This is a genomic window from Pseudomonas sp. KU26590, assembly GCF_026153515.1.
Taxonomy (GTDB): domain Bacteria; phylum Pseudomonadota; class Gammaproteobacteria; order Pseudomonadales; family Pseudomonadaceae; genus Aquipseudomonas.
This window is the reverse complement of the sequence record NZ_CP110644.1, coordinates 3,319,552-3,344,801: the sequence shown is the minus strand read 5'-3', so window position 1 is coordinate 3,344,801 and position 25,250 is coordinate 3,319,552. Positions and strand designations below refer to the sequence as shown.

The 25,250-nt window shown below is 62.4% G+C and carries 23 protein-coding genes; 14 read left to right on the top strand and 9 right to left on the bottom strand.

Going from position 1 to position 25,250, the window contains the following annotated elements:
• Positions 1-25: 25 nt before the first annotated feature.
• Both OKW98_RS14520 and OKW98_RS14515 read right to left on the bottom strand, forming a co-directional pair.
• Complete coding sequence (locus tag OKW98_RS14520; RefSeq protein WP_265385370.1) at positions 26-655, bottom strand: LuxR family transcriptional regulator; 630 nt, start codon at positions 653-655, stop codon at positions 26-28.
• 105 nt (positions 656-760) lie between these two features.
• Positions 761-1,390 (bottom strand): glutathione S-transferase family protein, encoded by a 630-nt coding sequence (locus tag OKW98_RS14515; RefSeq protein WP_265385369.1) that lies wholly within the window; start codon positions 1,388-1,390, stop codon positions 761-763.
• Positions 1,391-1,478: 88 nt separating this feature from the next.
• On the opposite strand from OKW98_RS14515, the gene OKW98_RS14510 reads away from it, so the two are divergent.
• Entirely contained in the window at positions 1,479-2,549 is a 1,071-nt protein-coding gene (locus tag OKW98_RS14510) for a transketolase-like TK C-terminal-containing protein (protein WP_265385368.1), read from the top strand.
• On the opposite strand, the gene OKW98_RS14505 is transcribed toward OKW98_RS14510, so the two are convergent.
• Positions 2,534-2,998 carry a MarR family winged helix-turn-helix transcriptional regulator gene (locus tag OKW98_RS14505; protein WP_265385367.1) on the bottom strand — a complete coding sequence of 155 codons (465 nt, stop codon included), beginning with the start codon at positions 2,996-2,998 and terminating at the stop codon, positions 2,534-2,536. The two genes, OKW98_RS14510 and OKW98_RS14505, sit on opposite strands and share 16 nt — an antisense overlap.
• A 128-nt stretch (positions 2,999-3,126) precedes the next feature.
• Between OKW98_RS14505 and aceE the strand changes: the two genes are divergently transcribed.
• Positions 3,127-5,799, top strand: coding sequence for a pyruvate dehydrogenase (acetyl-transferring), homodimeric type (gene aceE / locus OKW98_RS14500; RefSeq protein ID WP_265385366.1), 2,673 nt, complete (start codon positions 3,127-3,129; stop codon positions 5,797-5,799).
• A 335-nt stretch (positions 5,800-6,134) separates the two neighbouring features.
• Complete coding sequence (locus OKW98_RS14495; RefSeq protein WP_265385365.1) at positions 6,135-6,917, top strand: YkgJ family cysteine cluster protein; 783 nt, start codon at positions 6,135-6,137, stop codon at positions 6,915-6,917.
• Positions 6,918-6,958: 41 nt separating this feature from the next.
• On the opposite strand, the gene OKW98_RS14490 is transcribed toward OKW98_RS14495, so the two are convergent.
• A complete protein-coding gene (locus OKW98_RS14490) occupies positions 6,959-7,915 on the bottom strand; it encodes a threonine dehydratase (protein WP_265385364.1) in 957 nt (318 codons plus the stop codon).
• A 96-nt stretch (positions 7,916-8,011) separates the two neighbouring features.
• On the opposite strand from OKW98_RS14490, the gene OKW98_RS14485 reads away from it, so the two are divergent.
• Complete coding sequence (locus tag OKW98_RS14485; RefSeq protein ID WP_416147192.1) at positions 8,012-8,830, top strand: helix-turn-helix transcriptional regulator; 819 nt, start codon at positions 8,012-8,014, stop codon at positions 8,828-8,830.
• A gap of 12 nt (positions 8,831-8,842) precedes the next feature.
• Here the strand turns inward: OKW98_RS14485 and OKW98_RS14480 are convergent, their stop codons facing one another.
• Together OKW98_RS14480 and OKW98_RS14475 are read right to left on the bottom strand one after the other, a co-directional pair.
• Entirely contained in the window at positions 8,843-9,469 is a 627-nt protein-coding gene (locus OKW98_RS14480; RefSeq protein WP_265385362.1) for a glutathione S-transferase, read from the bottom strand.
• Between the two features lie 17 nt (positions 9,470-9,486).
• Positions 9,487-9,702: a DUF6434 domain-containing protein gene (locus OKW98_RS14475; RefSeq protein ID WP_265385361.1), complete on the bottom strand. Its 216-nt coding sequence runs from the start codon at positions 9,700-9,702 to the stop codon at positions 9,487-9,489.
• A 149-nt stretch (positions 9,703-9,851) separates the two neighbouring features.
• Here OKW98_RS14475 and OKW98_RS14470 point away from each other — a divergent pair, with 149 nt between their 5' ends.
• The 3 genes from OKW98_RS14470 to OKW98_RS14460 all read left to right on the top strand — a co-directional run bounded on the left by OKW98_RS14470 (position 9,852) and on the right by OKW98_RS14460 (position 14,046).
• A complete protein-coding gene (locus tag OKW98_RS14470) occupies positions 9,852-12,179 on the top strand; it encodes a putative bifunctional diguanylate cyclase/phosphodiesterase (RefSeq protein WP_265385360.1) in 2,328 nt (775 codons plus the stop codon).
• Positions 12,167-13,042 (top strand): phosphate/phosphite/phosphonate ABC transporter substrate-binding protein, encoded by an 876-nt coding sequence (locus tag OKW98_RS14465; RefSeq protein WP_265385359.1) that lies wholly within the window; start codon positions 12,167-12,169, stop codon positions 13,040-13,042. The genes OKW98_RS14470 and OKW98_RS14465 overlap by 13 nt, the downstream gene beginning before the upstream one ends.
• A 722-nt stretch (positions 13,043-13,764) precedes the next feature.
• Complete coding sequence (locus tag OKW98_RS14460; protein ID WP_265385358.1) at positions 13,765-14,046, top strand: hypothetical protein; 282 nt, start codon at positions 13,765-13,767, stop codon at positions 14,044-14,046.
• A 38-nt stretch (positions 14,047-14,084) separates the two neighbouring features.
• Here the strand turns inward: OKW98_RS14460 and OKW98_RS14455 are convergent, their stop codons facing one another.
• Together OKW98_RS14455 and gcvA are read right to left on the bottom strand one after the other, a co-directional pair.
• Positions 14,085-14,912: a DMT family transporter gene (locus tag OKW98_RS14455; RefSeq protein WP_265385357.1), complete on the bottom strand. Its 828-nt coding sequence runs from the start codon at positions 14,910-14,912 to the stop codon at positions 14,085-14,087.
• A 75-nt stretch (positions 14,913-14,987) separates the two neighbouring features.
• A complete protein-coding gene (gene gcvA / locus OKW98_RS14450; protein WP_265385356.1) occupies positions 14,988-15,893 on the bottom strand; it encodes a transcriptional regulator GcvA in 906 nt (301 codons plus the stop codon).
• 825 nt (positions 15,894-16,718) lie between these two features.
• Between gcvA and OKW98_RS14445 the strand changes: the two genes are divergently transcribed.
• The 7 genes from OKW98_RS14445 (at position 16,719) to OKW98_RS14415 (ending at position 24,624) form a co-directional block, all read left to right on the top strand.
• On the top strand, positions 16,719-17,864 hold the full coding sequence (locus OKW98_RS14445; protein WP_265385355.1) for a transporter substrate-binding protein: 1,146 nt from the start codon (positions 16,719-16,721) through the stop codon (positions 17,862-17,864).
• Positions 17,861-18,445: an ANTAR domain-containing response regulator gene (locus OKW98_RS14440; RefSeq protein ID WP_265385354.1), complete on the top strand. Its 585-nt coding sequence runs from the start codon at positions 17,861-17,863 to the stop codon at positions 18,443-18,445. The genes OKW98_RS14445 and OKW98_RS14440 overlap by 4 nt, the downstream gene beginning before the upstream one ends.
• Positions 18,442-19,290, top strand: a complete 849-nt coding sequence (locus tag OKW98_RS14435) for an ABC transporter permease (protein WP_265385353.1) — start codon at positions 18,442-18,444, stop codon at positions 19,288-19,290. The genes OKW98_RS14440 and OKW98_RS14435 overlap by 4 nt, the downstream gene beginning before the upstream one ends.
• On the top strand, positions 19,290-20,216 hold the full coding sequence (locus OKW98_RS14430) for an ABC transporter permease (RefSeq protein WP_065988863.1): 927 nt from the start codon (positions 19,290-19,292) through the stop codon (positions 20,214-20,216). The genes OKW98_RS14435 and OKW98_RS14430 overlap by 1 nt, the downstream gene beginning before the upstream one ends.
• A 26-nt stretch (positions 20,217-20,242) precedes the next feature.
• The gene (locus OKW98_RS14425; protein WP_265385352.1) at positions 20,243-21,850 is read left to right on the top strand and encodes an ABC transporter substrate-binding protein; all 1,608 of its coding nucleotides are present in this window, start codon (positions 20,243-20,245) and stop codon (positions 21,848-21,850) included.
• 87 nt (positions 21,851-21,937) lie between these two features.
• Positions 21,938-22,885, top strand: a complete 948-nt coding sequence (locus OKW98_RS14420) for an acetamidase/formamidase family protein (protein WP_265385351.1) — start codon at positions 21,938-21,940, stop codon at positions 22,883-22,885.
• Positions 22,882-24,624, top strand: coding sequence for an ABC transporter ATP-binding protein (locus tag OKW98_RS14415; protein WP_265385350.1), 1,743 nt, complete (start codon positions 22,882-22,884; stop codon positions 24,622-24,624). Before OKW98_RS14420 ends, OKW98_RS14415 begins: the two co-directional genes overlap by 4 nt.
• 16 nt (positions 24,625-24,640) lie before the next feature.
• Here OKW98_RS14415 and OKW98_RS14410 read toward each other — a convergent pair whose 3' ends face one another.
• A complete protein-coding gene (locus OKW98_RS14410; RefSeq protein ID WP_265385349.1) occupies positions 24,641-25,192 on the bottom strand; it encodes a cytochrome b in 552 nt (183 codons plus the stop codon).
• Positions 25,193-25,250 lie beyond the last annotated feature (58 nt).

The following is a 25,250-nucleotide window of genomic DNA, read 5'->3' as shown; positions in this document are numbered from 1 at the left end:
TGCAAACGGCGCAGCGGGCGCCCAATCAGGCGATGCCCAGCCGCGCCGCCGCGAAGACCGCTTGCTTGGCAGTGTCGACCTCGAGCTTGCGCACGATGTTGGCCATGTGGAACTTGACCGTGCGCACGCGGATGTCACAGATACAGGCGATCTCGCTGTGGGACTTGCCGAGTGACACCCAGCTCAGGATCGTGTGCTCGCGGACCGTGAGGGGCGGATCGGCAGTGTTCTGGGCCATTGAGACCGGGTTCATGCCGCTGTGAAACGCCACCAACGCCAGTTGCAGCGTCCCTTTGATGTGCTGGATCTGGTGATGAAAGTGCGGGCTCTGCTCACGGTTGACCAGGCTCAACAGGCCCATGCGCTGTTGCGGGTCGTGGACGACAAAGGTGTAGCCGTCCTGCATCGAGAACTCCCGGGTGAGCTGCTCGAACGCGCCCTGCCCCTGCACGGGCTTGCGCCGGTAGGCTTCGTTCCAGTGAAACGGCGCGACGCTTTGCACGCCGTGGGAGATGATCGGATCAACCCTGTGCAGCGCCTCGCTGCAGTATTTGTGCTGCCAGGCGATGGGGAAACTCGACAGGAAGTTCGACAGGCCAAACGTACGTTTGTCGATTGTGGCGTAGGTGAACGGGCAGTCTATTTCGCAAGGCAAATGCTCGATCAGGGTGGCCAGGTTAGGGTCCTGGCCCGGCCTGACAAAAAGCGGCGTTGAAATGCATGATCACGTCTTCTTTTTATGGGCATCAGGCGGATGGGGTCAGGCTTGCTGGCGTGATTTTGCCAGCCCGCGCTTGACGGCCGGTCGCTGCTCGATCTTTTGCAACCAGGTGCGCACCGCCTTGAACCCCGTTATGTCCAGGTCCAGTTCTTCGTACGTGCGCAGCCAGGTGAACAGCGCGATGTCGGCGATGGTGTAGCGGTCGCCGGCGATGTACCCGCGATCGGCAAGTTGGCTGCTCACCACACCGTAAAGCCGCAGCGACTCTTGACGGTAGCGATCCAGCGCCTGCGCGTTGGCGGTTTGGCTGGCATGGCGGAACCACCACAGCTGTCCGAGCATCGGCCCCACGCTTGCGATCTGGAAACTCAGCCATTGCTGGACCCGCAACCGCTCTGCCTGCCTCTCGCCGCCGAGTGAAGGATGCTGATCGGCCAGGTAGGTGAGAATCACCCCCGATTCAAACAGTGTCACGTCATTGGCGCGATCCACCAGGACCGGAATTTTTCCGTTGGGGTTGAGGGCAACGAAAACAGGGGCTTTCTGCTCGCCCTTGTTCAGGTCGACGTGGGTCAGGGTGTAATCGAGGCCGAGTTCTTCGAGGGCGATGGGGATTTTCTGGCCGTTTGGGGTATCGGCCGTGTAGAGGTGCAGCGAGGCAGTATTCATCGAAGGTTCCGTCCTTGTGGTTGCATTTGCAATGAGTCTGCATTATTCCTTTAGCAACCCGCAAGACAGTCATAGGAGTTTCATCTTCATGGATAGCCTTCGTTTACAGCGCACCGCCAAGACCGGCTCGGCGGCCCAGGCGTGCATCGAGTGCATTGATCAGAGCCACCTGACAGGCGTGGTCACTCAGCGTTCTCCCCTCTTCACCGTTGTCGATCTGATCAAACGCCTGGAGAGCGATCAGCGCACCCGCGGGCAATTCTGGAAGATCAACGACGGTGCGCCCGAGCTTGCCACCGGCACTGCGATCAGTGCATGGCCGCTGTGGTTCAGCGAGCCGGCGCGCAACGATGAGCGGCCGCTGTTCTACATGACCCAGTCAGCGACGTCCGCGCACCTGTCGATGCTCACGTCCCAGACCGGACAACGGGGCATCATCCTCAACGACATCGAATCGTCGCCCTCGCGATGGGCAAAGGGCGCTCACCCATGGTTGCCGCTGTGGCTGGCGTCCAACCGGCACTGCATCCCTTTCGACCCCGCCACGGGTGATGAGGCCCGGGCAATTCTCGCCGGCGCGCTCGATGAACTCTATGTGCAAGGGGCGCCCGGCTTCTGTTACATGACGCTGCACGATGAAACCGGCGATGGGGTGGTGTGTGATCGTACCCAGGCGTTTCTCGGGATGTACCGCGTGAACCCGCCAACCCCGCACGCGCAGCAGGTCCGGTTGCTGGGCGCGGGACTCATGCTGCGGGAGGTGCAAGCCGCCGCGCAGATGCTGCACGATGACTGGGGCATCACCGCCGAGGTGTGGAGCTGCCCCAGTTACACCAAACTGGCGCGGGAGGCGGAGCGCGAGTCCCGACGCAAACGCCTTCTGCGCGGCGAGGCACCGAGGACCAGTCATCTGCAGGACTGCCTCGGCGACTCGAAAACCCCGGTGGTTGCAGTGACCGGGTACGCAGAGTTCGTCGCGGCACAACTGGCGGCCCATGTCCGTGGGCCGTTCACTGCGCTGGGCGCCGACAGCCTGGAACCCCGTCAACGCCTGGACCGGCACTGGATCGCGATCACGGCCCTGCGCGAACTGGCGAATATCGAGCAGATCAGCACCTTGCTGGTCAGCAATGCGCTGAACCGTTACCGGCTGGTCTGAGAGGGTTTGCGGGATTGGCGGGCGTTGCGGCCGGCATTTTCGAGCGCGTCCGCGAACACGCGTTTCTGCTCTTCATTGAACTGAGCCAGAAACAGTTCCTCCACGGCCTGCTTGTAGACCTGCCAGATCTGTTTGCGCAGCGCCCGGCCGTCGTCGGTAATCCGGGCGATGGCGCCGCGCCCGTCGTCCAGGGACTTCTCCCGGGTGACCAGCCCTGCCTTCACAAGACGGTCAACCAGCCGCGTGAGGTTGTAGCGTTCAATGGCCATGACGTCAGCGAGTTCATGCATTCTTCGGGCGCCGTCCTGCCCGCTTTCGATACCCCAGAGTGCGTCATACCAGTCGTACGGCGGCAGCTTTTCTTCAGCCAGGCGTCGCTCGATTTCCTGGATCAGGCAGCGATGCGCCCGAATGAAGTTGTACCAGAGGTCTGGCGATGGAGTGGCCATGGTAGATCCAAATCCTAGGGTTGATTGCAGTTGCAATCATAGCCGGAATGACGCTAGATTCAATTGCAATTGCAACGATGTGCGGGTTGAACAAAGACCTGCTGATGCCACTTTCAGGAGATGTAATGATGGAACAGAGCGACCTGCTTCGCGACGAGGATCCACAAGAAACCCGCGAATGGATTGACTCCATTGCATCGGTCGTCGAGGCAGAAGGCCGCCCCAGGGCCCACTTCCTGATCGACCAATTGCTTGATTTCGACGTTTCTGTCCATGGCGACTTCCATGGACGCGTCACCACCCCGTACGTGAACACCATTGCCCCCGAACGCGAGGTGCCTTATCCGGGCGACCTTGGCATCGAAAAACGCCTCAACGCATTCATCCGCTGGAACGCCCTGACCATGGTCCTGCGGGCCGGAAAACATTCAGGCGTCGGTGGCCACATTGCCACGTACGCCTCGGCCGCAGTCCTCTACGATGTGGGTTTCGACCATTTTTTCCGGGGACGGACAGACACCTTCGCCGGCGACCTGATTTATATCCAGGGTCACTCGGCACCGGGCATCTATGGACGGGCCTTTACCGAAGGCCGTCTCACCGAAGAGCAACTGGATAATTTCCGTCGGGAAACCGATCGCGACGGCGTGTCGTCCTATCCCCACCCCCGCCTGATGCCCGACTTCTGGCAATTCCCGACCGTGTCCATGGGCCTGGGCCCGATCACGGCGGCCTACCAGGCGCGCTTCATGCGTTATCTGGAAAACCGTGGCCTGAAGGAGCATCAGGGCCGCAAGGTCTGGGCGTTCCTGGGCGACGGCGAAATGGACCAGCCGGAATCCCTGGCCGCCATTTCCCTGGCCGGGCGCGAGAAGCTCGACAACATCATTTTCGTCGTCAACTGCAACCTGCAACGCCTCGACGGGCCGGTGCGCGGCAACAGCAAGGTGATTCAGGAGTTCGAGAGCCTGTACCGGGCCGCCGGCTGGAACGTGATCAAGGTGATCTGGGGCGGTGGCTGGGATGAACTGCTGGCCAAAGACACGTCCGGCCTGCTGCGCCAGCGCATGATGGAGTGCGTCGATGGCGAGTACCAGACCTACAAGTCCCAGGACGGCGCTTACGTGCGCGAGCACTTCTTCGGCAAATACCCCGAACTGCTCGAACTGGTCAGCGACATGACCGACGACCAGATCTGGAAGCTCACCCGCGGCGGCCACGACCCGGTCAAGGTCTACAACGCTTACGCTGCAGCATCGCGCAAGACCGGCCGCCCCACCGTGATCCTCGCCAAGACGGTAAAAGGTTTTGGCATGGGCGAAGCCGGCGAAGGCCAGAACGTCAATCATCAGCTGAAGAAAATGGGGGGTGATGCGGTCAAGGCGTTCCGCGACCGTTTCGGGCTTGAGCTGGCCGATGATCAATTGGGCGAAATGCCCTACCTGCGTCCTGCGGAAGACAGCGTCGAAGCCCGCTACCTCAAGGCCCGCCGTGCCAGCCTCGGGGGCCAGATTCCCGCCCGGCACGCCCAGGTCGAGCCGTTGCAGATCCCGCCGCTGTCGGCGCTCGACGTGCAGCTCAAAAGCACCGGTGATCGTTCGATCTCCACCACCATGGCCTTCGTGCGTATCCTCGCCACGCTGTTGAAAGACCCGAATATCGGCAAGCTCATCGTCCCGATCGTGCCTGACGAGTCGCGCACCTTCGGCATGGAAAACCTGTTCCGCCAGATCGGCATCCATTCCCACGTCGGCCAGCTCTATACCCCGCAGGATGCCGGCACGTTGTCCTACTACAAGGAAAGCGTTGACGGGCAAATCATGCAGGAAGGTCTGAATGAGTCCGGGGCGACGTCATCCTGGATCGCGGCCAGTACCTCTTACGCCAACCATGGCGTGATGACCCTGCCGTTCTACATCTTCTATTCGATGTTCGGCTTCCAGCGCGTTGGCGATTTGCTCTGGGCGGCAGGTGACGCGCGGGCCCGAGGCTTTTTGCTCGGCGCGACGTCTGGCCGTACCACCCTGATGGGTGAAGGCCTGCAGCATGACGACGGCCACAGCCACGTGATGTCGGCCACCGTGCCGTGCTGCGTGTCCTACGACCCGACTTATGCCTACGAGCTGGCGGTCATCGTGCACGACGGCATGCGCCGGATGTATGTCGATCAGGAAGACATCTATTACTACATCACCCTGCTCAACGAGAACTACCCGCACCCCGAACTGCCCGAAGGCGCCGAAGAAGGCATTCTCAAGGGCCTGTACCGACTGCCGATCGAGCGCGAAAAGCCCCATACCGATCGCCACGTTCAGCTGATGGGCAGTGGCTCGATCCTTCCCGAAGTCATCGCTGCAGCGGAGATTCTTGCCCGCGAGTATCAAGTCAGCAGCGACGTCTGGAGCGCTACCAGCCTCACCGAGGTCCGCCGCGAAGCGCAGCAGATCGAACGCTGGAACCTGCTGCATCCGCTGGATGAGCCGAAAGTGCCGTACCTGACCGAGGTGCTCGAAGGGCACCCTGGCCCGGTGGTGGTCGCGACGGACTACATGAAAATCCACGCTGACCAGATCCGTCCATGGATCGGTAATCGGCGCTTTGTCGCCCTGGGCACCGATGGTTTCGGGCAGTCGGACACCCGTGAGGCGCTGCGCCGGCACTTCGAGGTTGACCGTCAGTTTGTCGTGCTCGCGGCGTTGAAGGCCTTGGCCGACGAAGGGGTGATTGAACGGCAAGTGGTCGCCCGCGCGCTGGCGGACATGCAGATTGACGTCGAGAAGGTCGATCCGATTACGGTCTGATTCGACAGTGAACCTAGCGCAGAGACAGGCCATCAGCCTGTCTCTGCGTTTGTGTTTTAAGCCTGCCACGCCGGCGTCGACGATTGCCGCGCAGGGTTTCGCCTCCTTGGTGCTCGGCGTAGTCTGCTGGTTGCCGGTTGCCGGTCACTGAGCACGCGCGATCTCTCCGCCCAGGATTAGCAGCGTTGCAAGCTGAGCACGAGGGCCTGCAAAGATCTCGTGCACTGTTCTTGCTGGCGGTGGTCCCACTGATGGAGGGCAAACAACCAGCGGACTAACGGGATTGCACTAACCTCCGTATGATTCCCGCTCAACGAACAGGCGGCTCAGGTGACATGGATATCAAAGAATCAGGAACCCCCACGATAGCTAACCCACCCAACGTAGACCCCGACGTGCAATTCGAATGCGTCGGCTGCGGCGAATGCTGTCGCGGCCGCTTCGTACCCTTGACCCTGAGTGAAGCAGTGACCTGGCTCAAGCGTGGCCATTCTGTGGGGATATTGCTTGAGGCATTCGACGATTCACTCTGGCCCGTGACATCGCCCGAATATGCCTACAACGCCGGGCGATCCGCGCCGGTAAGCGGCGGTTCGGGCACCCTGCGCGTGACCGTGATTCTGGCGGCCAACGCGATCCCTGAATGCCCGAACCTGCAAAAAGACGGGCTCTGTTCGGTGTACCTGGAGCGCCCGCTGGTGTGCCGGATCTACCCGATGGAGATCAGTCCTTTCATTGAGCTAAAACCCCAAGCCAAGGACTGCCCGCCGGAAAGCTGGCAGCAGGGCAGCCTGTTGGCGTCGGATGTGGGGCTGGCGATGCTGGTCCAGCAATCACGCCAGATCGACCGCGAAGATGCCCAGAACAAAGTGGCGTTATGCGAAGCCCTGGGGCTGACCGTTGCCGGCTGGAAAGGCAACGGCCTGGTGATTCACCAACCGTCGGTCGAAACGCTGCTTGCCGCCTGCGAAAGGTCCGAGGTCAACCCCAGCCCTGCGGCTCAACCCTGGCAGATCAAGGCAGAAGACCCGGCGTTGAGGGCGTATCTGCACGCGCAGTCCCTGCCCCTGGCCGACTCACCGAGCGACGCTTACATCTTCCATTCGCTGCCAAATTGACCGGCCGCCGCTGAACCGCTTGTAGCTTGCCGCTTGCCGCTTCAGCCTATAACCCGCGCATACACCGACCGGTCCACATTCCCGCCGGACAGAATCACCCCGACCTTTTTCCCTGCCATGGCCTGGCGCTCCTGAATAAGCGCCGCCAGTGCTGCAGCGCCCGCGCCTTCCGCAAGGTTGTGGGTATCGGTGTAATAGACGCGCATGGCCTCGGCGATTTCTTCCTCGCTAACGGCGACGATGCGCTGCGCCCCTGCCCGATAGATGGCGAAGGCCGCAGGAACGGGTCTGCGTACCGCTAGGCCGTCGGCAAAGGTGTTCGCCGACGGGGTTTGCAAAATGGTGCCTTCTTCAAACGACCACTTGGCGGCCGCCGCCTCGGTGGACACCACGCCCACCACCCGGGTCTGTAGGCCCAGCGCGTCGCGGGCGGCAATCACCCCGCAAATCCCGGACCCACAGCCGATGGGCACGTAAACGGTGTGCAGATCGGGCGCTGCCATGAACAACTCCAGCGCATAAGTGGCCACGCCCTTGAGCAACTCGACGTGAAATGGCGGGACCAGATAGTGCCCATGCAGGTCCGCCAGCCGCGCGGCCTCTTCCCGTGCCTCATCGAAATCCCGGCCGCATTCGATGACGGTGCCGCCGAGTGCGCGCATGGCGTTGTTCTTTTCCGGCGAGTTGCCTTCCGGCACGACGATCAACGCACTCAAGCCCAGGGCAGTGGCCGCCAGCGCCAGGCTCTGACCATGATTGCCACGGGTGGCGGTGACGATGCCGTTGACGCTCGGGTAGGTGCGCTTGAGCCAGTGCATGAACGTAATCCCGCCGCGTACCTTGAACGCGCCGGTGGGCGTGTGGTTTTCGTGTTTGACCCACACCGTGCTGTTCAGCCGCTCCGCCAGTAACGGCCAGGCATATTGAGCGGTCGGCGGCATGACCTCGTACACCTGGCGAGCGGCCTGTTCGATAGCGTCGCGGGTCAGTCCGTGCATGGGTGTCTCCTCGAAAATTTCGTCCAGTCTAGGCAGAGGCCCGTCGCGCCGGCTTTCAGAAAACTGACCTGACTTTTGGCCGCTCGCTTGATTACTATGAATGCCATGAGCCCGACAAAACGCCCGCCTCACCCGCCCACCTCTGAACCGGTTCGCCGTGTCGAGGCAGGGCCGTGGATGATCGAATTGCTCCCCGCCGCCGGTTACGCCGCACGCTACGTGGCGAGCCAGGCGGCGATCGGCTTTGCCTTCGAAAGCCAGCGCGGCCTGCACGCCATCGGCAGCGACCGGGTGCAGCCCTTTGACGCGGTGCCCAACGGGTTGGCGTTCGTGCCTGCCGGTTGCGACGTGCTGTCGGAGTCGCCCACGGGCGGCGAATACCTGCGGCTACTGCGCACGGACGGGCTTGCACTCACGGGCGATCACGCCTTCAACAACCGCATCGACCCCCAGGCGATCGCCCTCGCCATGAAGATGCGCGCAGCACTGTTGCAGGCTTCGGCGGCGGATGATTGGGAGGGCTGGGCGCTGGCTTTGGCCGACCGGATCGAGGGTAGAAACACCTTCGAAACGCCGCTGCCAGGCACAATAAACGGCAGCCGGATGCGCAAGCTAGATGAGTTCATTGACGCCGGCATCGACGGCCCGCTGGGGGTTCAGGCGATGGCGCAGATGCTGGGGTTGTCCGAGGGTTATTTCATTCGGGCCTTTAAGCACACCACCGGCAAAAGCCCGCACAGCTACCTGATCGACCGACGCCTGGCCAAAGCCCGAACACTGATGCGGGACTCAAACGCGAGACTGGCCGAGATCGCCCATGACTGTGGCTTCAGCTCCCAGGCGCACATGGCGACGGCGTTTCGGCTGCGCATCGGCATCAGCCCGGCGAAGCTGCGCAGTCAGTTGTCGTTGTAACTGATCACGCGTTCACCAACCGTGTCGCTGCAGTACCGCCTTGATGACGGAATGACGATCAATGCGCCCGAGGGATGCGCTGAACTCGGGGCGCGACCTTTCCAGATGCTCTCGCGCCCCACTCCACTGACTGACCACGCTGGCAAGCATTTCCACCGCGCCAGGTGCCTGTGGGTGCCAGGCAACCGGGTTGTAAAACACATGGCTGAACACCTCCCACTGACTGTGGAGCTTGCTCCGGGCGCCAGCGACCAAGCGGTCTAATTGGTCAGCGTCGGCGTCTGGCAGCCACCGTTCGGGGTAGTCGATCATGCCGATGGACGCGTAGCAGCTGGTGGTGATGTACGCCAGGGCCCGGAGTTGCTGGGCACGTTCAAAGGCGTCTTGAGAGAGCAGGCCGGACAAAGGGAATTCCAGGCCCAGATGAATGAGAATGGCCGCGCTCTCCGTCAGCACTCCGTCGCCAGGAATAACCAGCGTCGGCACTTGCATCAACGGGTTCAGGCGTGTCAGCTCGTCCTGCCCGGCGCCCTCTTCCCAAGAACTGGCACCGACCAGGCGGTAATCGGCCCCGCACAGGGTGAGCGCCATCTCGATGGCGGCCGAGCCGGATCTGTCGGCCCCAAATAATGTGAACATGCTGTCTCCCGCGCTCGTCAGGCTTTATTGCCGTGGCGCCGCTGCCATTCTTCAACCACATCGCCCAGCGTCTTTGCGGTGTCGTTGCGTATCCAGGCCATGAAGTCCCGGTCGAATTTGAACGTCGGTCCGCACTGCTCGGTCAGGAACCGGCGCACGTTCTGGGTGTTGCGGTAATCCTGGGTGACAGGGGTGTCTCGGGTAAGCGGTTCGCTGTGCCAGTCAAAAGCCATGGGGGATGAGTCCAGAGGGGATTGTCATACGCAGTCTAGCGGGTGAAACATGCCCCGCTATAACCGCCCACAGGTGCACAAGAACAAACCGTCATGGGATGGCAATAATCTGGTATTAAAGTGCCACCATACTTTGTCGGAAGCACCCGGTGATCCCTCGATCGTTGTCCTCGCTCCGTTTCATTCAATCGCTACTGGTGCTGCTCTGCGCGGCGACCTTGGTGTTCCTGTGGGGATTGCATTACCAGCAACAAGCCTCGTCCCGCGAGGAGGCGTTGGCCGCCAAAGCCTCCGAGCATTTGAACCTGGCCACCATCGCCGCCGAAAACCTGCGTCAGTTGGTCGACAGAGCCCAGGCCATCGGCGGGGTCACGCGCAGCGATATGCAGGCGTTGGGCGTGCGCCATCGAGGGCTGGTACGGATGCTGGCCGAAGACCCGGTTTTCAAGCGCATGGGCCTGTACGCAGTCGACGGCACGCTGATCTCCGCCAGCCACAGCGATGAGCCGGCCCAACTGCCCTCTCTGTGGCTCGAGCAATTGCAGGTCCACTCGAGGCAATACGGTTTCAAAGCGCTTTTGCCTTCTTCCCTCGGCCCACAAACCACGTCCCTTGGGCCCAGTTGGCGCCTGCCGTTCCTCTTGCCGCTTACCGATCCGTTTACCGGCAGACTGGATAACATCCTCTTGATCCAACTGGACGTCGGCTACCTCGCGGGGCTGTTCGAACACATCGATCTGGGCCAAAGCGGGATGATGCGGCTGATCGATAACATCGGCCGAGAGCGCTTGCGGATCAGCGGCAGCGGCGTGGTGTTCTCCGGCGCCCTCCTGACGCCGGAGCTGCCGGGTGACGGCCCGTTGGCGGGAATGCTTCCTCAACATTCCCCGGCCGGCCTTTTTCAGAGCATGTACCTGCGCGTGCCGCAACGGGGGTTTAGTGTTGTCGTGAGCCAGGCGAAGGATGAAATTCTCGCGTCCTCCCTGCTCGCCTCGCGGCGGCAGTTCTGGCTGAACCTGTCGATGACCGTGCTGATTCTGGGCGCCCTGTTCTGGACGTTGCGGGTCTTGCGCAAGCGTCAGGAAGCGTTCACGGCGCTTGAAGATGCGCAGCTCATCAATCAGCAATTGATCAGCCGGCTGGAGGACGAGCATCGCCGCAGCAGCCACGCCGCTGCGACGGATCACCTGAGTGGGCTGCACAACCGGCGTCAGTTTCTGGAGATCACCACCCAAGTGCTCGCGCGCCAGCGTGGCAAGCGCCGATTGTTGGCCATCCTGTTCATCGACATGGACCGCTTCAAATCGATCAATGACTCGTTGGGGCACAAGGTCGGCGACATGCTGCTGCAGGCCGTGGCGGGACGCATCACCCGCATGCTGGAGCCCGGCGATGAAGCAGCGAGGTTTGGCGGAGACGAATTCGTCATCCTGCTGGCAGGCGAGCGCAGTGAAGAACAGATCGATGGCTGGGCGCGAGCACTGGTCGAGAAACTTTCAGCGGTCTATTCGCTCAACGACCACGAAGTCACAACCACCCCCAGCGTCGGCGTCAGCATCTGCCCCCGGGACGGTCAGGATGTCGAGGAGCTGATTCGCGGTGCGGACGCAGCGATGTATTCGGCCAAGCGTGCCGGGCGCGGCCAGTACCGCTTCTTCGACCCGTCGCTGAACGTCGCCGACGTCGAGGAATTCATGCTGGAACAGGCGTTCAGCCATGCGTTGAGCCATCACCAGTTCGTGCTGCACTATCAGCCGCAGATCCGGCTCGACACCCTGCAGGTGGATGGTTATGAGGCGCTGGTTCGCTGGCAGCATCCTGAGTTTGGGCTGCTTTATCCCGACCGCTTCATTTCGATGGCCGAGCGCACGGGTTTCATCGTCGGCCTCGGCTGGGAGGTGTTGCGCCTGAGCTGCGAAGACCTCATGCGCTGGCACGCCGAGGGCCGGGCGCTGAAAATCGCCGTCAACGTGTCCGCGATCCAGCTGCATCAGGCGGACTACAGCGACAGGTTCCTGCATGAGCTGGCAACACGAGGCATTGCCCCGCAGTGTGTGGAAGTGGAGATCACCGAAACCTCACTGCTCGACCCTGAAGGTCAGGCCGTTGAGCACCTTCAGCGCCTGCGACTGGCGGGCGTGCGCATCAGCCTTGATGATTTCGGCAGCGGCTACGCAGGCTTTGCGCATCTGCAACTGCTGCCGCTGAACAAACTGAAAATCGACCGCGCGTTGATTACCCCGCTGTCCAACACCCCTGATGACAACCCTATCGTGTCCTCCACCATCATCCTGGCCAAACGCCTGGGCCTTGAAGTGGTGGCCGAGGGCGTGGAAACCCGCGAGCAAGTCGTCTGCCTGAAGCTTGCCGGCTGCGACATCGTCCAGGGCTACCACTTCAGCCGGCCCCTCAGCGTCGCACAGTTGCAAGAGTACCCACCCTTCATGAACCTGGTAGGCGAAGCATGCGTGCAATGAAATGTCTGGCAGTTCTGCTGGCGACCCTGGCGCTGATCGAGCCGGCGTATGGTCAATGTTCGCAGCAGAGCTTGCGCATCGCCGTGATTCCGAAGAAAAGCATGGAGGCGTTGTTGCGCGAGCATCAACCGCTGATAGAACAGCTGCGTGCGGCGACGGGCATGCCGGTGGAGATCGTGCCCTCCTCATCCTACGAAAGCGTGGTCGATGCCATCGTATCGGGCGGCGTTGACGTGGCCTGGTTGGGTCCGGCGTCCTACATCCTGGCCTATCAACGCGATCCGCGCATCGAACCGTTCGCCAGCCTCACCATCGCCAAAGGCCTCTTTACCCCGGCCGGCCAGCATTATCAGGCGCTGCTCGTGGCCCGCCAGGAAATCGCCCGGCAGACCGATGATCTGCGCGGCAAGCGTGTGGCGCTCACAGACCCTGCCAGCACCTCGGGCAGCATCATCCCCAACGCGGAGTTCTCGGCCAAGGTTGGCATGCCCTTGTCGCAGTTCTTCAGCTCGGTGGTCTACTCCGGCTCCCACGACAAGTCGCTGGACGCCGTGCTGGACCGAAAGGTCGAGGCCGCCTTCGTGTCCAGTGTCCGGGTGGATGAATACCTCAAGAAGGGCCTCATCAACAGCGCAACCCTCAGCGTGCTGTGGCGCTCGGAGCCTATCTACTACGACCCCTTCGTCTTCCGTGGCGCGCCCTGTGCCGACATCAAGGCCAGGATCCGCGACGCCATGCTGGTGAATAACCAAGGCTTGCGCGGCTTTCTTGATTCCCAGGAAGCCTCGGGAATTGTGCCGGTCGTCCACGCGCAATACGCCCCGCTGCTTCAGAAAATGCAGCAGATTACGCCGGTGTATTGATGGATTTCGCTGTTGCGACTGGCCTCTTCCCGGCTAAAGCCGGTCCCACTAAAGCAACGCGTCCCGTCAGTGGGAATGCGTGTGAACGCGAATGTGGGACCGGCTTTAGCCGGGAAAGCGTCGGGCGTCACGCTGCTGAACATGGGGCTACTACGACTCGCCTCTTCCCGGCTGAAGCCGGTCCTACTAGCATCGCGTCCAGCCAGCGGGATTGCGTGTGAACGCGAGTGTAGGACCGGCTTTAGCCGGGAAAGCGTCGGGCGGCGCGCTGCAAAACTTGAGCTGATCAGACTGGCCTCTTCCCGGCTGAAGCCGGTCCTACTAGCATCGCGTCCAGCCAGCGGGATTGCGTGTGAACGCGAATGTGGGACCGGCTTTAGCCGGGAAAGCGTCGGGCGGCACGCTGCAGAACTTGGGTCCGCTACGACTGGCCTCTTCCCGGCTGACGCCGGTCCTACTAGCATCGCGTCCAGCCAATGGGATTGCGTGTGAACGCGAGTGTAGGACCGGCTTTAGCCGGGAAAGCGGCGGGCGGCGCGCTGCAGAACTTGAGCTGATCAGACTGGCCTCTTCCCGGCTGACGCCGGCTAAGAACGTACGCGTTCGTTCAGTGAGGAGGATTTATCGGTTGAAAGGCTGTCCAAGCCCGTGAGCGCGGGTTGAATCATTCCCAAGCCCCGCGCCGATACCATTCGCAATCGATCTGCTCCCCTGGAGGCCCAATGAACCCGGACACGACCCTGACCGACGACGCAGGATCCCCGCCCCAGCCGGACTGGTTTTCCAGCGAGCACCGTGCCCGGATCGACGAGTTGATCGCCAAGCTCAAAACCAGCGACACACGGGAAAGCGTCTCGCGCTACCACGCCATGGCCGAGGGGTACTTGCTGGGCCTGTTGGACAGCTACCACGTCAGCGTCGAGCACCATGATGCCGTGCGCCAATACCTGCACAACCTGGCGATTGCACGGTTGAAGGCCGTGAAACCCAAACTGCGCAAATGATCCGGCGTGAGCCGCCTGAGTAAGTGAGCCAGCGCCGCTCAACCGATGATGATCGTCCCCGCCGCAATCACCACGCACGCGAGTATCTTCCGCGCCGTCAGCGACTCGCCCAGAAACAAATACCCGAGCAACGCCGCAAACAGGACGCTGGTTTCGCGCAGGGCGGACACCGCGCCCATGGGCGCAAGGGTCATGGCGTAAATGACGATGCCGTACGCCAACAGCGACACCGCGCCCCCGCCCAACGAAGCGAGCAGCCCGGGCCGGACGGTGAACAGACTGCGAGCGTCGCGCAGACAGATGTAAGTCATTGGCATCAACACCCCCCACAGCGCACACATCCAGGCGGTGTAAGCCATCGGCGCGCCGGACAGGCGCCCGCCTATCCCATCCGTCACGCTGTAGGCAGCGATGAAACACCCGGTGCCCAGGGCATACGGAAGGTTAGCCACGTCCAGTTTTCGGCCCTTGAACGCGAGGGAAATAATGCCTGCCGAGACCAGCGCGATGCCGATCATCGTGCCGGTCTGCACCACCTCCCCCGCAAAGATCGAGGCGCACAGGGTGATCAGCACCGGTGAAGAGCCCCGTGAGATCGGATACGTCTGGCCGAGGTCGCCACTGCGGTAGGTGCGCACCAGAAACAGGTTGTAACCCACATGCAAGAGCGCCGAGAGCCCCGCGTAGAACCAGCTTTCTCGCGCCGGTGCCGGCATGAACAACACCCCGATCGCGCTGACGATGGCCACCGCCACGCACATCATGGTCATCGACCAGAGCTTGTCATTGCCGCCGCGCAGCAAGGCGTTCCAACTGGCATGCAGCAAGGCGGCGAAGAGGATCAACAGGATGATGTAAGTAGGCATGTCAGATTCTAGGCACCCGATTATTCGAAACTAAAGCGAAGTCTTTTCATTCGGCCATGAGCAAATCCTCATGACTCAGTCGTAGGCAATCCCGGCTGCGGCCGACTCTTCGAGCAGCCAGTCGCGAAAGCTCGCAACGTGGGGCTGGGTTTCAATGCCTTTCGGGCAGACGAAGTAATAGGCCACCGGAGAGGGAAAAGGCACGTCGAACAACCTGATCAGGCTGCCGTCGCGCACTTCTTTTTCCACATGCCCACTTCGAACAAGGGCGATGCCCTGCCCTAACAAGGCCGCTTCCACGGTCATGTTGGTGTCGGGGAAACGCACGCTTTCTTTCAGCGAGGTCACGCCCAGGCCGATGTTCTGAAACCACACTTCCCACTTTGGCACCAGCTCCGAACCGTCCCGGGCCAACAGTGGATAGCGCAACAACTCGGCGGGCTCCCGGGGCATGCCGAAGCGCTTGAGCAGGTCAGGGCTTGCCACCGGAAACATCTGCTCCCGGAACATGAACTCCGAATGCAGGGCCGGATAGTGTCCGCCACCCAGACGGATCGCCACGTCGGCCTCTGCGCTGGCGAAGTTGATGGCGGTATCCGTGCTGTCCAGCGTGACGAGGATTTCCGGGTGCAGTGCGGCCAGATTGGGCAAACGTGGTAACAGCCACTTCAGCGCAAAGGAATAGGTGGTACTGACTTTGAGCCGAACGCGGCCGTTCTCTTCACGAAGGTCCGCAAGGGTGGCTTCCAGGTTCATGAAGAACGTCCGCACGATCGGCGCCAGGGCTGCACCGGCGGGGGTCAGACTCAGGGTTTTGCCGCGCTGAAACAGCTGCACGCCCCAAATGTCTTCGAGATTTTTTAATTGGTGACTCACCGCACTTTGAGTAACGTGCAGTTCTTCTGATGCGGAGGTGAACGTCGCATGACGGGTGGCGACTTCGAAGGCGCGCAAGGTCGCGGTGGGTGGCAGGTCTCTCATCTCATCGGGCCTCGAGGGGCATGCATGAAGCTGCCCACACCATGAATGAAGGCTCATGGTAGACCATTATCCAGATCGACAGAGGGAACGACTTACTTATGACCGGGCAGATCATCTACAACGTGAAAGGCGAAAGCGACGAATTGAAAGCTGCTGTGGCTGAGTGTGAACGCGAGTGTGGGACCGGCTTCAGCCGGGAAGACGTCAGCTGCCACACCGCGAGATTGATGGTGGTCAGACTGGCCTCTTCCCGGCTGAAGCCGATCCCACTGGGATCGCGTGCAGCCAGTAGATTGAGTGCGGTCCCGCCGTACCGCCGGGTGAATTCATTGAAATCTGGTGTGAACGCAAGTGTGGGACCGGCTTCAGCCGGGAAGACGTCAGCTGCCACACCGCGAGATTGGTGGTGTTCAGACTGGCCTCTTCCCGGCTGAAGCCGATCCCACTGGGATCGCGTGCAGCCAGTAGATTGAGTGCGGTCCCGCCGTACCGCCGGGTGAATTCATTGAAATCTGGTGTGAACGCAAGTGTGGGACCGGCTTCAGCCGGGAAGACGTCAGCTGCCCCACCGCACCCACCCTGCTCCGCTTTGAGGCTCTTCATGACCGAACGCTCCACCCCGGAGCATTCGCAGACAGGCAAGTGCCGACGAACGCCATCAATCCGGCGGACGTTCACTTGGCACGCTTATTTCATGTTTAAAACAAACGACAAGCCGGACCCCGGTCCTTAAGTCTCGTCCACATACGCGCCTCGAATGCGCCAGGTATCGAAGCCTGATCGACCCCTACCGGGTTGATCGGGCTTTTTTTATGGATGCTGTTCATGCCCGACTTTCGCCCCACCGTCTCTGTTGGCTTCCTGCTCTCGACCGAAGGCACCTACCGGCGCATGGGCCGCAGTGCCTTGCTCGGGTTGCAGGACGCGCTGGCTGAAGTCAACGCCGACACCCGGCGCCGCGTGCAACTGGAGGCGATCTGCATCGACCCCCAAGGCGATCCGGCCGCCTACAGCAGCGGCGTTGCCCAGTTGCTGGGTGCGGGCGTCCGGCACATCTTCGGCACCACGCTGTCGGCGAGCCGCAAGGAAATCATCCCGGACCTGGACCAGCACGGCGCCCTGCTCTGGTATTCGAGCCCCTACGAAGGCTACGAAAGCAGCGAGAACGTCTTGTACCTCGGCGGGTGCCCGAACCAGACGCTGCTGCCGCTGTTGCGCTACGCCCTGAGCCAGTTCGGTCGGCGAGCGTTTTTGCTCGGTTCCAACTATGTGTGGGGCTGGGAAAGCAACCGCATTGCCCGGGAAGTATTGGAAGCCAACGGCGCTGAAGTGACTGGGGAAAAGTACTGGCACTTGGGCGCGACCGGCTTCGACACGCTGATTGAAGGGCTGATTCAGGACCCGCCGGCGTTTGTGCTGAACAACCTGGTGGGCGAGTCTTCCTACGCTTTTCTGCAGCAACTGGATCGGGCCTGCGCGCGCCAAGGCCTGCGCCTGCCGGTGCTCAGCTGCAACCTCACCGAAGCGGAGCTCGATGGGGTGGGCCCGATGCAGGCGCTGCGGCTGCTGTCCTGCGGACCGTTTTTCGAGACCCTGAACCCGGCGTTTTGCGAGGGCCAACAGCGTCATGGCCCGCGCACCTGCTCGCATTACTACACCAGCGCCTACACGGCGTTATGGGTCTTTGCTGACGCCTTGCAGGCCCGCGGAGATGCGTCGCCCAAGGCCATTTGCGAGCACCTTTACGGCCACCCGGTTGCCAGCGTGCTCGGCACTGTCAGCCTGTCGGCGCGCAATCATCACAGCGCGCTGGCCAGTCATATCGCTGAACTGCGCGAGGGTCGCTTCCAGGTTGTGCAGTCGGCGCCTCACCCAATCGCCGCCGACCCTTATCTCACTGTTACGGATGTACACGCCGATGGGGTCGACCGACACGCCACCCCGGCGCTGCGCTTGAGGATCGTCAAATGAACACACGCGCATTTCCGGCTTTTGACCAGGGTCATCTGCTGCTGATCGACTGCGACGAACGCAGTCAAGCCAATCTGGGCAAGAGCTTGCAACGCCTGGGGATTCACTCTCAGGTGCTCGATCACGATGCGCCCTGTGACACCCAGGGCTGTTTCGCGGCGATCCTTGAAATCGAGCATTTCGCCAGCCCGCTGGCCGTTGAGGCGCTGAACGCGGCCAGCATTCCCATGGTGGCGCTGACCGCCCACGAAACCCTGTCGCAGATTCAGCGCGCACTGCAGCTTGGCGCGACGGCATTGCTGAACAAACCCATCAGCCAGGGCTCGGTGTACACCACGCTGATGATGGCGGTGGGATTGCGCGACCGGCAACGCGCCGATGCCGAACGGCTCACCGATTTGCAACAGCGGCTGGCGATGCGTCCACTGATGGCCCAGGCCCTGGCGCGCTTGATGGTGACCCAGCGCATTAACGAGGCGACGGCTTACGAGCGCTTGCGCAGTCTGTCGATGCAGCTCAATCGACCGATCGAAGCGCTGTGTGCCGACCTCCTCGCGGCCCGGGACGAGGACCGCGCATGAACACCCTCAAAGCCCTGTTGCGCCGGCCAGCGGTGGCGGTGTCGCTGTTGTTTATCGTCACCGTGGTGCTGCTGGCGGCGCTGGCGCCGTGGCTAAGCCCCTTCGATCCGGATGAGCAATTCGTCGAAGGCCTGACGATGGAAGGCGCACCGATGGCCCCGGCGACGCCGTACTGGATGGGCACCGACCTGCTCGGCCGTGACCTGCTGTCGCGGTTGATCTTCGGCGCGCGCACCTCGCTATTCATAGGCGTGCTGGCCAACGGGCTGGCGGTGTTGATCGGCACGCTGGTGGGTCTGACCGCAGGTTTTGTGCGCGGCTGGCTCGGCAGCGTGTTGATGCGCCTGACCGACCTGATGATGGCTTTCCCTGCGCTGCTGTTGGCAATCGCCCTGTCGGCGATTTTCCAGCCCAGCGTGTGGATCGTGGCCATGGTCATTGCGATGGTCAACTGGGTGCAGATCGCCCGGGTCATCTACGCCGAAACCGTGGCGCTGAGCGCCCGAGACTTTGTCGCCGTGGAGCGCACCCTCGGCGCCAGTTCCCTGCGCATTCTGTTCTCGCACCTGTTGCCCCATCTGCTGCCGACCATTCTGGTGTGGGCGACGCTGGGGATATCCACCACGGTATTGCTGGAAGCCACCTTGTCGTACCTGGGCGTGGGCGTACAACCGCCAACGCCCAGCTGGGGCAACATCATTTTCGAAAGCCAGACCTACTTCACCTCGGCTCCGTGGCTGGTGTTCATCCCGGGCGCGGCGATCATCCTGCTGTCCCTGGCGTTCAACCTGGTCGGCGACGCCCTGCGCGACGAACTCGACCCCACACTCAAGGGGCGTCGCTGATGCTGCCGTTCATTTGCCGCCGGGTCGGTTACGCGCTGCTGATTCTGCTGGGGGTGACGTTTATCACCTACCTGCTGCTGTTCCTGCTGCCCGCCGACCCGGCGCGGCAAATCGCCGGGCGCAGCGCGACCCCTGAGGTGGTCGCGGCAATTCGTGCGCAACTGGGGCTGGACCTGCCCTTCTATCAGCAATACCTGAGTTACCTGGGCAACCTGCTCCACGGCGACCTTGGCCGCTCGTACATCCAGCGCACCGCGGTAAGCGAGCTGATCGGCGCGCGACTGCGGCCTTCGCTGGAACTGATGGCCGCCGGGATCGGCTTCGAGCTGTTGATCGGCATCAGCCTGGGCATGCTCGCCGCGCTCAAGCGCGACAGCTTCGCCGACAAGCTGCTGATGGCGTTCTCCTTCGTCGGTGTGTCGGCGCCGCAATTCATCGCCGCGATGCTGTTTCTGTACTTCTTCGCCGTGCAACTGGGCTGGTTCCCCCTGGGGGGCTATGGCGGCGCGAGCCATTTGATGTTGCCGGCGCTGACCCTCGGGCTGCTCGGCAGCGGCTGGTATTCGCGCATGGTCCGCTCTTCAATGATCGAAGTGCTGCATCAGGATTTCATCCGCACGGCACGGGCCAAGGGCCTGAGCCGGGCGCGGATCGTGTTCGTGCACGTGCTGCCCAACGCGATCGTGCCGGTGATCCCGATGATCGGCATCGACATCGGCGTGTTCATGGGCGGGCTGGTGGTGGTCGAGTCGGTGTTCGGCTGGCCGGGCATCGGTCAGCTCGCCTGGCAATCCATTCAGCAAGTCGACATTCCGGTCATCGTCGGCGTCACCACGCTGTCGGCGGTGGCCATCGTGCTGGGCAACCTGCTGGCGGATCTGGTGATCCCGCTGGTGGACCCGCGCATCGACATCAAGCAGCACTGAATTCATCAACACAACGGGGCACAACAATGAAAATCAACGCGCTGACCCTGGCCGTGGCGGCCACGCTGTTTACCACGCCACTGTGGGCCGACACGCCGAAAAGCGGTGGCGATGTGGTGGTGACCTACCAGAACGATGTCGCGACCCTGGACCCGGCCATTGGCTACGACTGGCAGAACTGGTCGATGATCAAAAGCCTGTTCGGCCGCCTGATGGACTACAAGCCCGGCACCACGGAGCTTGTGAAAAGTCTGGCCGAGGACTACAGCATTTCCCCGGACGGGCTGGTGTACAGCTTCACCCTGGTCAAGGGCGTGAAATTCCAGAACGGCCGTGAGCTGGTCGCCAATGACGTGAAGTACTCCCTGGAGCGCACGGTCAACCCGAAAACCCAGAGCCCGGGCGCCGGTTTCTTCAGCTCCATCGTCGGTTATGAAGACGTGACCGGCGGCAAAAGCACGACCCTCAGTGGCATCAAGGTGGTCGATGATCAACACCTGACCATTACGCTCAGCGCGCCAAACGCGACCTTCCTGCACATCATGGCCATCAACTTCGCCTCGGTCGTACCCAAGGAAGCGGTGGAGCAATGGGGCGCCGACTTCGGCAAGCACCCGGTCGGCAGCGGCGCGTTCAGCCTGGCCGAGTGGAAACTGGGGCAGAAACTGGAACTGGTGAAGAACCCGAATTACTTCCAGAAGGGCCTGCCCTACGTCGACAAGATCACCTTCGAAATCGGCCAGGACCCGACCGTTGCGCTGCTGCGCCTGAACAAGGGCGAGGTGGACATTGCCGGCGACGGCGTACCCCCCGCGCAATTTCTGCAGTTCAAGAACGACCCGGCCTCCAAGCAGTTACTGGTCACCGGCAATCAGCTGCAAACCGGCTACGTGACGCTGAAAACCACCCTGCCGCCGTTCGACAATCTCAAGGTGCGCCAGGCCATCAACATGGCCATCAGCAAGGAACGCATCGTGCGCATCATCAATGGTCGCGCGGTGCCGGCGAATCAGCCGTTGCCGCCGGCGATGCCGGGTTACGACACGCAATACAAGGGCCTGCCCTACGACGTCGAGGGCGCGAAAAAGCTGCTCGCCGACGCAGGGCTGGCCAAGGGTTTCGACACCGAGCTGTACGTGATGAACACCGACCCGCAGCCGCGCATTGCCCAGTCGATCCAGCAGGACCTGGCCAAGGTCGGCATACGCGTGCAGATCAAGTCCCTGGCCCAGGCCAACGTGATTGCCGCCGGCAGCTCCAAGGATCAGGCGCCGATGGTGTGGTCCGGCGGCATGGCCTGGATCGCCGACTTCCCGGACCCGTCGAACTTCTACGGCCCGATTCTCGGATGCACCGGCGCGGTCGAAGGCGGCTGGAACTGGTCGTTGTACTGCAACAAGGCCCTGGACGAACGCGCCGCCAAAGCCGACGCCATGGCACGCCCGGAACAACAGGCCGAACGCACTGAAGCCTGGAAGAAGATCTTCACCGATGCCATGGCCGACGCGCCGTGGGTGCCGATCTTCAACGAGCAACGCTTCACCGTGCGCTCCAAGCGCATGGGCGGCGACGACGCGCTGTACGTCGATCCGGTCCACGTGCCGGTCAACTATGACTACATCTGGGTGAAGTGATCTCGCGCTGGTCTGTTCCCGGCAAGCGCCGGGGCACAGGCCACGGCTTCCCTCCCCCATAGCCTGTTTGCAACGAGGACCGCACCCATGTGCCAGAACTGCCTGGTCAAGACCATTCACAGCGTCAACAGCCACTTTGGCTGGGACCACAGCTTTACCCCGGTCGAGCGCGTGGCGCCCGGCACCACCCTGCAGATGAACTGCCGGGATTCGTCCAACGGCTATTTCACTGCGCAATCGCAAGTGGCTGACGTTAGCGTCATGCCCTTCGATCAGATCAACCCGGTCACCGGGCCGATCTACGTCGAGGGTGCCGAGCCTGGCGACATCCTGAAAATTACCCTGGACAGCTTCAAGCCCGGCGGCTTCGGCTGGACCGCCAACATCCCCGGCTTCGGCCTGCTCGCTGATCAGTTCCAGGCGCCCGCCTTAGCGCTGTGGCATTACGACACGCAAACCCTCGCCCCCGCCGCCTTCGGCGATTTCGCCAAGGTGCCGCTCAAGCCGTTCGCCGGCACGGTTGGCGTGGCGCCCGCTGAAGCCGGGCTGCATTCCATCGTGCCGCCCCGTCGGGTCGGCGGCAATCTGGACATCCGCGACCTGGCGGCCGGCAGCATCTTGTACCTGCCGGTGGAAGTCGCCGGCGCGCTCTTTTCCATCGGCGACACCCATGCTGCCCAAGGCGATGGCGAGGTCTGCGGCACTGCCATCGAGAGCGCCATGGACGTGGTGGTCAAGCTTGACCTGATCAAGCAAACGCCCCTGGCCACCCCGCGTTTCAGCACACCCGGCCCGGTCACCGGGCACCTGGACAGCGCCGGCTACGAAGCCTTCACCGGCATCGGCCCGGACTTGATGCAGGCCGCCCGCCAGGCCGTGGCCAACACCATCGACTGGCTGTGCCGCGAGCACCGCATGCCGGCGGAACAGGCGTACATGCTGTGCTCGGTGTGCGGCGATTTGCGCATCAGCGAAATCGTCGACCTACCGAACTGGGTGGTGTCGTTCTATTTTCCGAAAGTGGTGTTCCAGTGAAGCCAGCCGATCAGCCCAGTCTGTCGGTTGAGCGGCTGAGCATCGACGTCGGTGGTGGCGCGTCACGGCGGCGGGTGGTCGATGAGCTAAGTTTCGCCCTCTACCCGCGCCGCACGCTGTGCATCGCCGGTGAATCGGGCAGCGGCAAATCGCTGTCGTCCCTGGCGATCATGGGCTTGCTGCCCAAGGCGGCCAGTGTTCCCGGTGGCGCGATCCTGTTCGACAACCGCGACCTGCTGAGCCTGCCGGAACGGGACCTGCAACGCCTGCGCGGCAAGCGCATCGGCATGATTTTTCAGGAGCCAATGACGTCACTGAACCCGCTGCTGACCGTCGGCCAGCAACTGGCGGAAACCCTGCGCCGGCATGAGGCGTTGAGTCGCGGCGAGATTCGTCAGCGCTGCCGGGCCATGCTCGACGCCGTGCGCATGCCCCAGGTCGACAAGCGCCTGACCCAGTACCCCCACGAACTGTCCGGTGGCATGCGTCAGCGGGTGATGATCGCCATGGCGATGCTCTGCCAGCCGGAAATCCTCATCGCCGACGAGCCGACCACCGCGCTGGACGTGACGATTCAGGCGCAGATTCTTGAGCTGATGCGCGAGTTGCAGCAGCAGTTCGCGACCAGCCTTTTACTCATCACCCACGACATGGGCGTGGTCGCCGAGATGGCCGATGAAGTGGTGGTGATGAATCAGGGGCGCATGGAAGAGCGCGGTTCGTTGCATCAGGTCTTCACCGACGCCCAGGCGCCCTACACGCGCAAACTGCTGGCCGCCGTGCCGGTGCTGGGCAGCGCGCCGCCGCCTGACGCATTGACAGAACAGCCGGTGGTGCTCGCCGTTAAGGACCTCAGCGTGCGCTTCCCTTTGCGCCACGGCTGGTTCGAAACGCCGCGCACGGTGCATGCGGTCGAGGGCGTGAGTTTCGAACTGCGTCAAGGCGAAACCCTGGGGCTGGTCGGCGAAAGCGGCTGCGGTAAGTCCACCACCGGCAAGGCCTTGATGAACATGCTCAGCTATCAGGGCAGCGTCAAATTGCTGGGGCAGGAACTCAACGGTTTGCAGGGTGACGCGTTGCAGCGGGTGCGCCGTGACGTGCAGATGGTGTTTCAAGACCCGTACGCGGCGTTGAATCCGCGCAAAACCGTGTTCGATCTGGTGGGCGAGCCGTTGCTGATTCACGACAGGATGCCCGAGCCCCAACGGCGGGAGCGCGTGGCGCAACTGCTGCAACAGGTCGACCTGCCACGGGACACCCTGGAGCGCTATCCCCATCAGTTTTCCGGCGGGCAACGCCAACGGATCTGCATCGCCCGGGCGCTGGCACTGAATCCCAAAGTGATCATCGCGGATGAATCGGTCTCGGCGCTGGACGTCTCGGTGCAGGCCCAGGTGCTGGAACTGCTGGAACGGCTGCGCGCCGAGCATTGCCTGAGTTACCTGTTCATCTCCCACGACATGGCGGTGGTCGAGCGCATCTGTCATCGCGTGGCGGTGATGTATGGCGGCCGCATTGTCGAAATCGGCGCCCGTGATCAGGTCCTGCACAACCCGCAGCATCCCTATACCCGCCGCCTGCTCGCCGCAGTGCCGGTGCCCGAAGTGGGCCGGCGCCGGGATTTCAAGAGCCTGCTCAAAGAGCTGGACCGGCCTGACCCGATCAAGACAAAGGATTTTGTCGCGCCGGTGCAGCGGTTTTCAGCGGTAGCCGCCGATCACTGGGTCGCGGTAGAGTGATAATGGCAGTGACCGCTTAACGCTTTTCAGCCGACCACGGCAGCATGCGGCGCAGGGTGTTGTCGCGGACAAAGTAATGATGAAAGAGCCCCGCTGCGGCGTGTACGCCGATCAACCAATAGCCCAGGTTGCCGGCCCACTCGTGCCAGCCTTTGATCTGTCTGGCCAGATCAGGGTCGACGGCCAGGGGCGCGGGCAGGAAGAAGCCGAAGTACGGCATCGGTTTGCCACCCGCCGCCAGCATCAGCCAGGCCAGCACCGGTGTCGCGATCATCAGTGCGTACAACAGCCCGTGAACAAGGTGGGCCATCCCGAGCTGCCAGGTACGAGGGGCCGGCGTGATAGGTGGCGCTTTGTACATCAACCTGCCCAGCAGACGCAGCCAGACCAGCGCAAATATCGACAGACCGAACATGCCGTGCATGCCTAACAACAGCGAGCGCAGCGTACTGCCCCGGGGCGCAAAGCCTTTCAGCTCGATACAGGCGTAAACGCCGACGAACAACGCCAGCATCAGCCAGTGCAGGGACATCGACAATCTGGCGTACCGGTGTGGGGTTGAATTCATAGTGGGCGCTCGCTGAGTGAGGAGGATGTTGCTGAATGGCTCCGCACCTTGGGGCCGC

Excerpts from the sequence above, each read along its gene's own strand:
- OKW98_RS14490 (WP_265385364.1), bottom strand. The coding sequence starts at position 7,915 with ATGCACGGACTGACCCGCGACGCTATCGAACAGGCCGCTCGCCAGGTG.
- OKW98_RS14445 (WP_265385355.1), top strand. The coding sequence starts at position 16,719 with ATGCCCGACTTTCGCCCCACCGTCTCTGTTGGCTTCCTGCTCTCGACC.
- OKW98_RS14455 (WP_265385357.1), bottom strand. The coding sequence starts at position 14,912 with ATGCCTACTTACATCATCCTGTTGATCCTCTTCGCCGCCTTGCTGCAT.
- OKW98_RS14425 (WP_265385352.1), top strand. The coding sequence starts at position 20,243 with ATGAAAATCAACGCGCTGACCCTGGCCGTGGCGGCCACGCTGTTTACC.
- OKW98_RS14505 (WP_265385367.1), bottom strand. The coding sequence starts at position 2,998 with ATGGCCACTCCATCGCCAGACCTCTGGTACAACTTCATTCGGGCGCAT.
- OKW98_RS14510 (WP_265385368.1), top strand. The coding sequence starts at position 1,479 with ATGGATAGCCTTCGTTTACAGCGCACCGCCAAGACCGGCTCGGCGGCC.
- OKW98_RS14485 (WP_416147192.1), top strand. The coding sequence starts at position 8,012 with ATGAATGCCATGAGCCCGACAAAACGCCCGCCTCACCCGCCCACCTCT.
- OKW98_RS14480 (WP_265385362.1), bottom strand. The coding sequence starts at position 9,469 with ATGTTCACATTATTTGGGGCCGACAGATCCGGCTCGGCCGCCATCGAG.
- OKW98_RS14440 (WP_265385354.1), top strand. The coding sequence starts at position 17,861 with ATGAACACACGCGCATTTCCGGCTTTTGACCAGGGTCATCTGCTGCTG.
- OKW98_RS14410 (WP_265385349.1), bottom strand. The coding sequence starts at position 25,192 with ATGAATTCAACCCCACACCGGTACGCCAGATTGTCGATGTCCCTGCAC.
- OKW98_RS14515 (WP_265385369.1), bottom strand. The coding sequence starts at position 1,390 with ATGAATACTGCCTCGCTGCACCTCTACACGGCCGATACCCCAAACGGC.
- aceE (WP_265385366.1), top strand. The coding sequence starts at position 3,127 with ATGGAACAGAGCGACCTGCTTCGCGACGAGGATCCACAAGAAACCCGC.
- OKW98_RS14465 (WP_265385359.1), top strand. The coding sequence starts at position 12,167 with ATGCGTGCAATGAAATGTCTGGCAGTTCTGCTGGCGACCCTGGCGCTG.
- OKW98_RS14475 (WP_265385361.1), bottom strand. The coding sequence starts at position 9,702 with ATGGCTTTTGACTGGCACAGCGAACCGCTTACCCGAGACACCCCTGTC.
- OKW98_RS14420 (WP_265385351.1), top strand. The coding sequence starts at position 21,938 with ATGTGCCAGAACTGCCTGGTCAAGACCATTCACAGCGTCAACAGCCAC.
- OKW98_RS14430 (WP_065988863.1), top strand. The coding sequence starts at position 19,290 with ATGCTGCCGTTCATTTGCCGCCGGGTCGGTTACGCGCTGCTGATTCTG.
- OKW98_RS14435 (WP_265385353.1), top strand. The coding sequence starts at position 18,442 with ATGAACACCCTCAAAGCCCTGTTGCGCCGGCCAGCGGTGGCGGTGTCG.
- OKW98_RS14460 (WP_265385358.1), top strand. The coding sequence starts at position 13,765 with ATGAACCCGGACACGACCCTGACCGACGACGCAGGATCCCCGCCCCAG.
- OKW98_RS14495 (WP_265385365.1), top strand. The coding sequence starts at position 6,135 with ATGGATATCAAAGAATCAGGAACCCCCACGATAGCTAACCCACCCAAC.
- gcvA (WP_265385356.1), bottom strand. The coding sequence starts at position 15,893 with ATGAGAGACCTGCCACCCACCGCGACCTTGCGCGCCTTCGAAGTCGCC.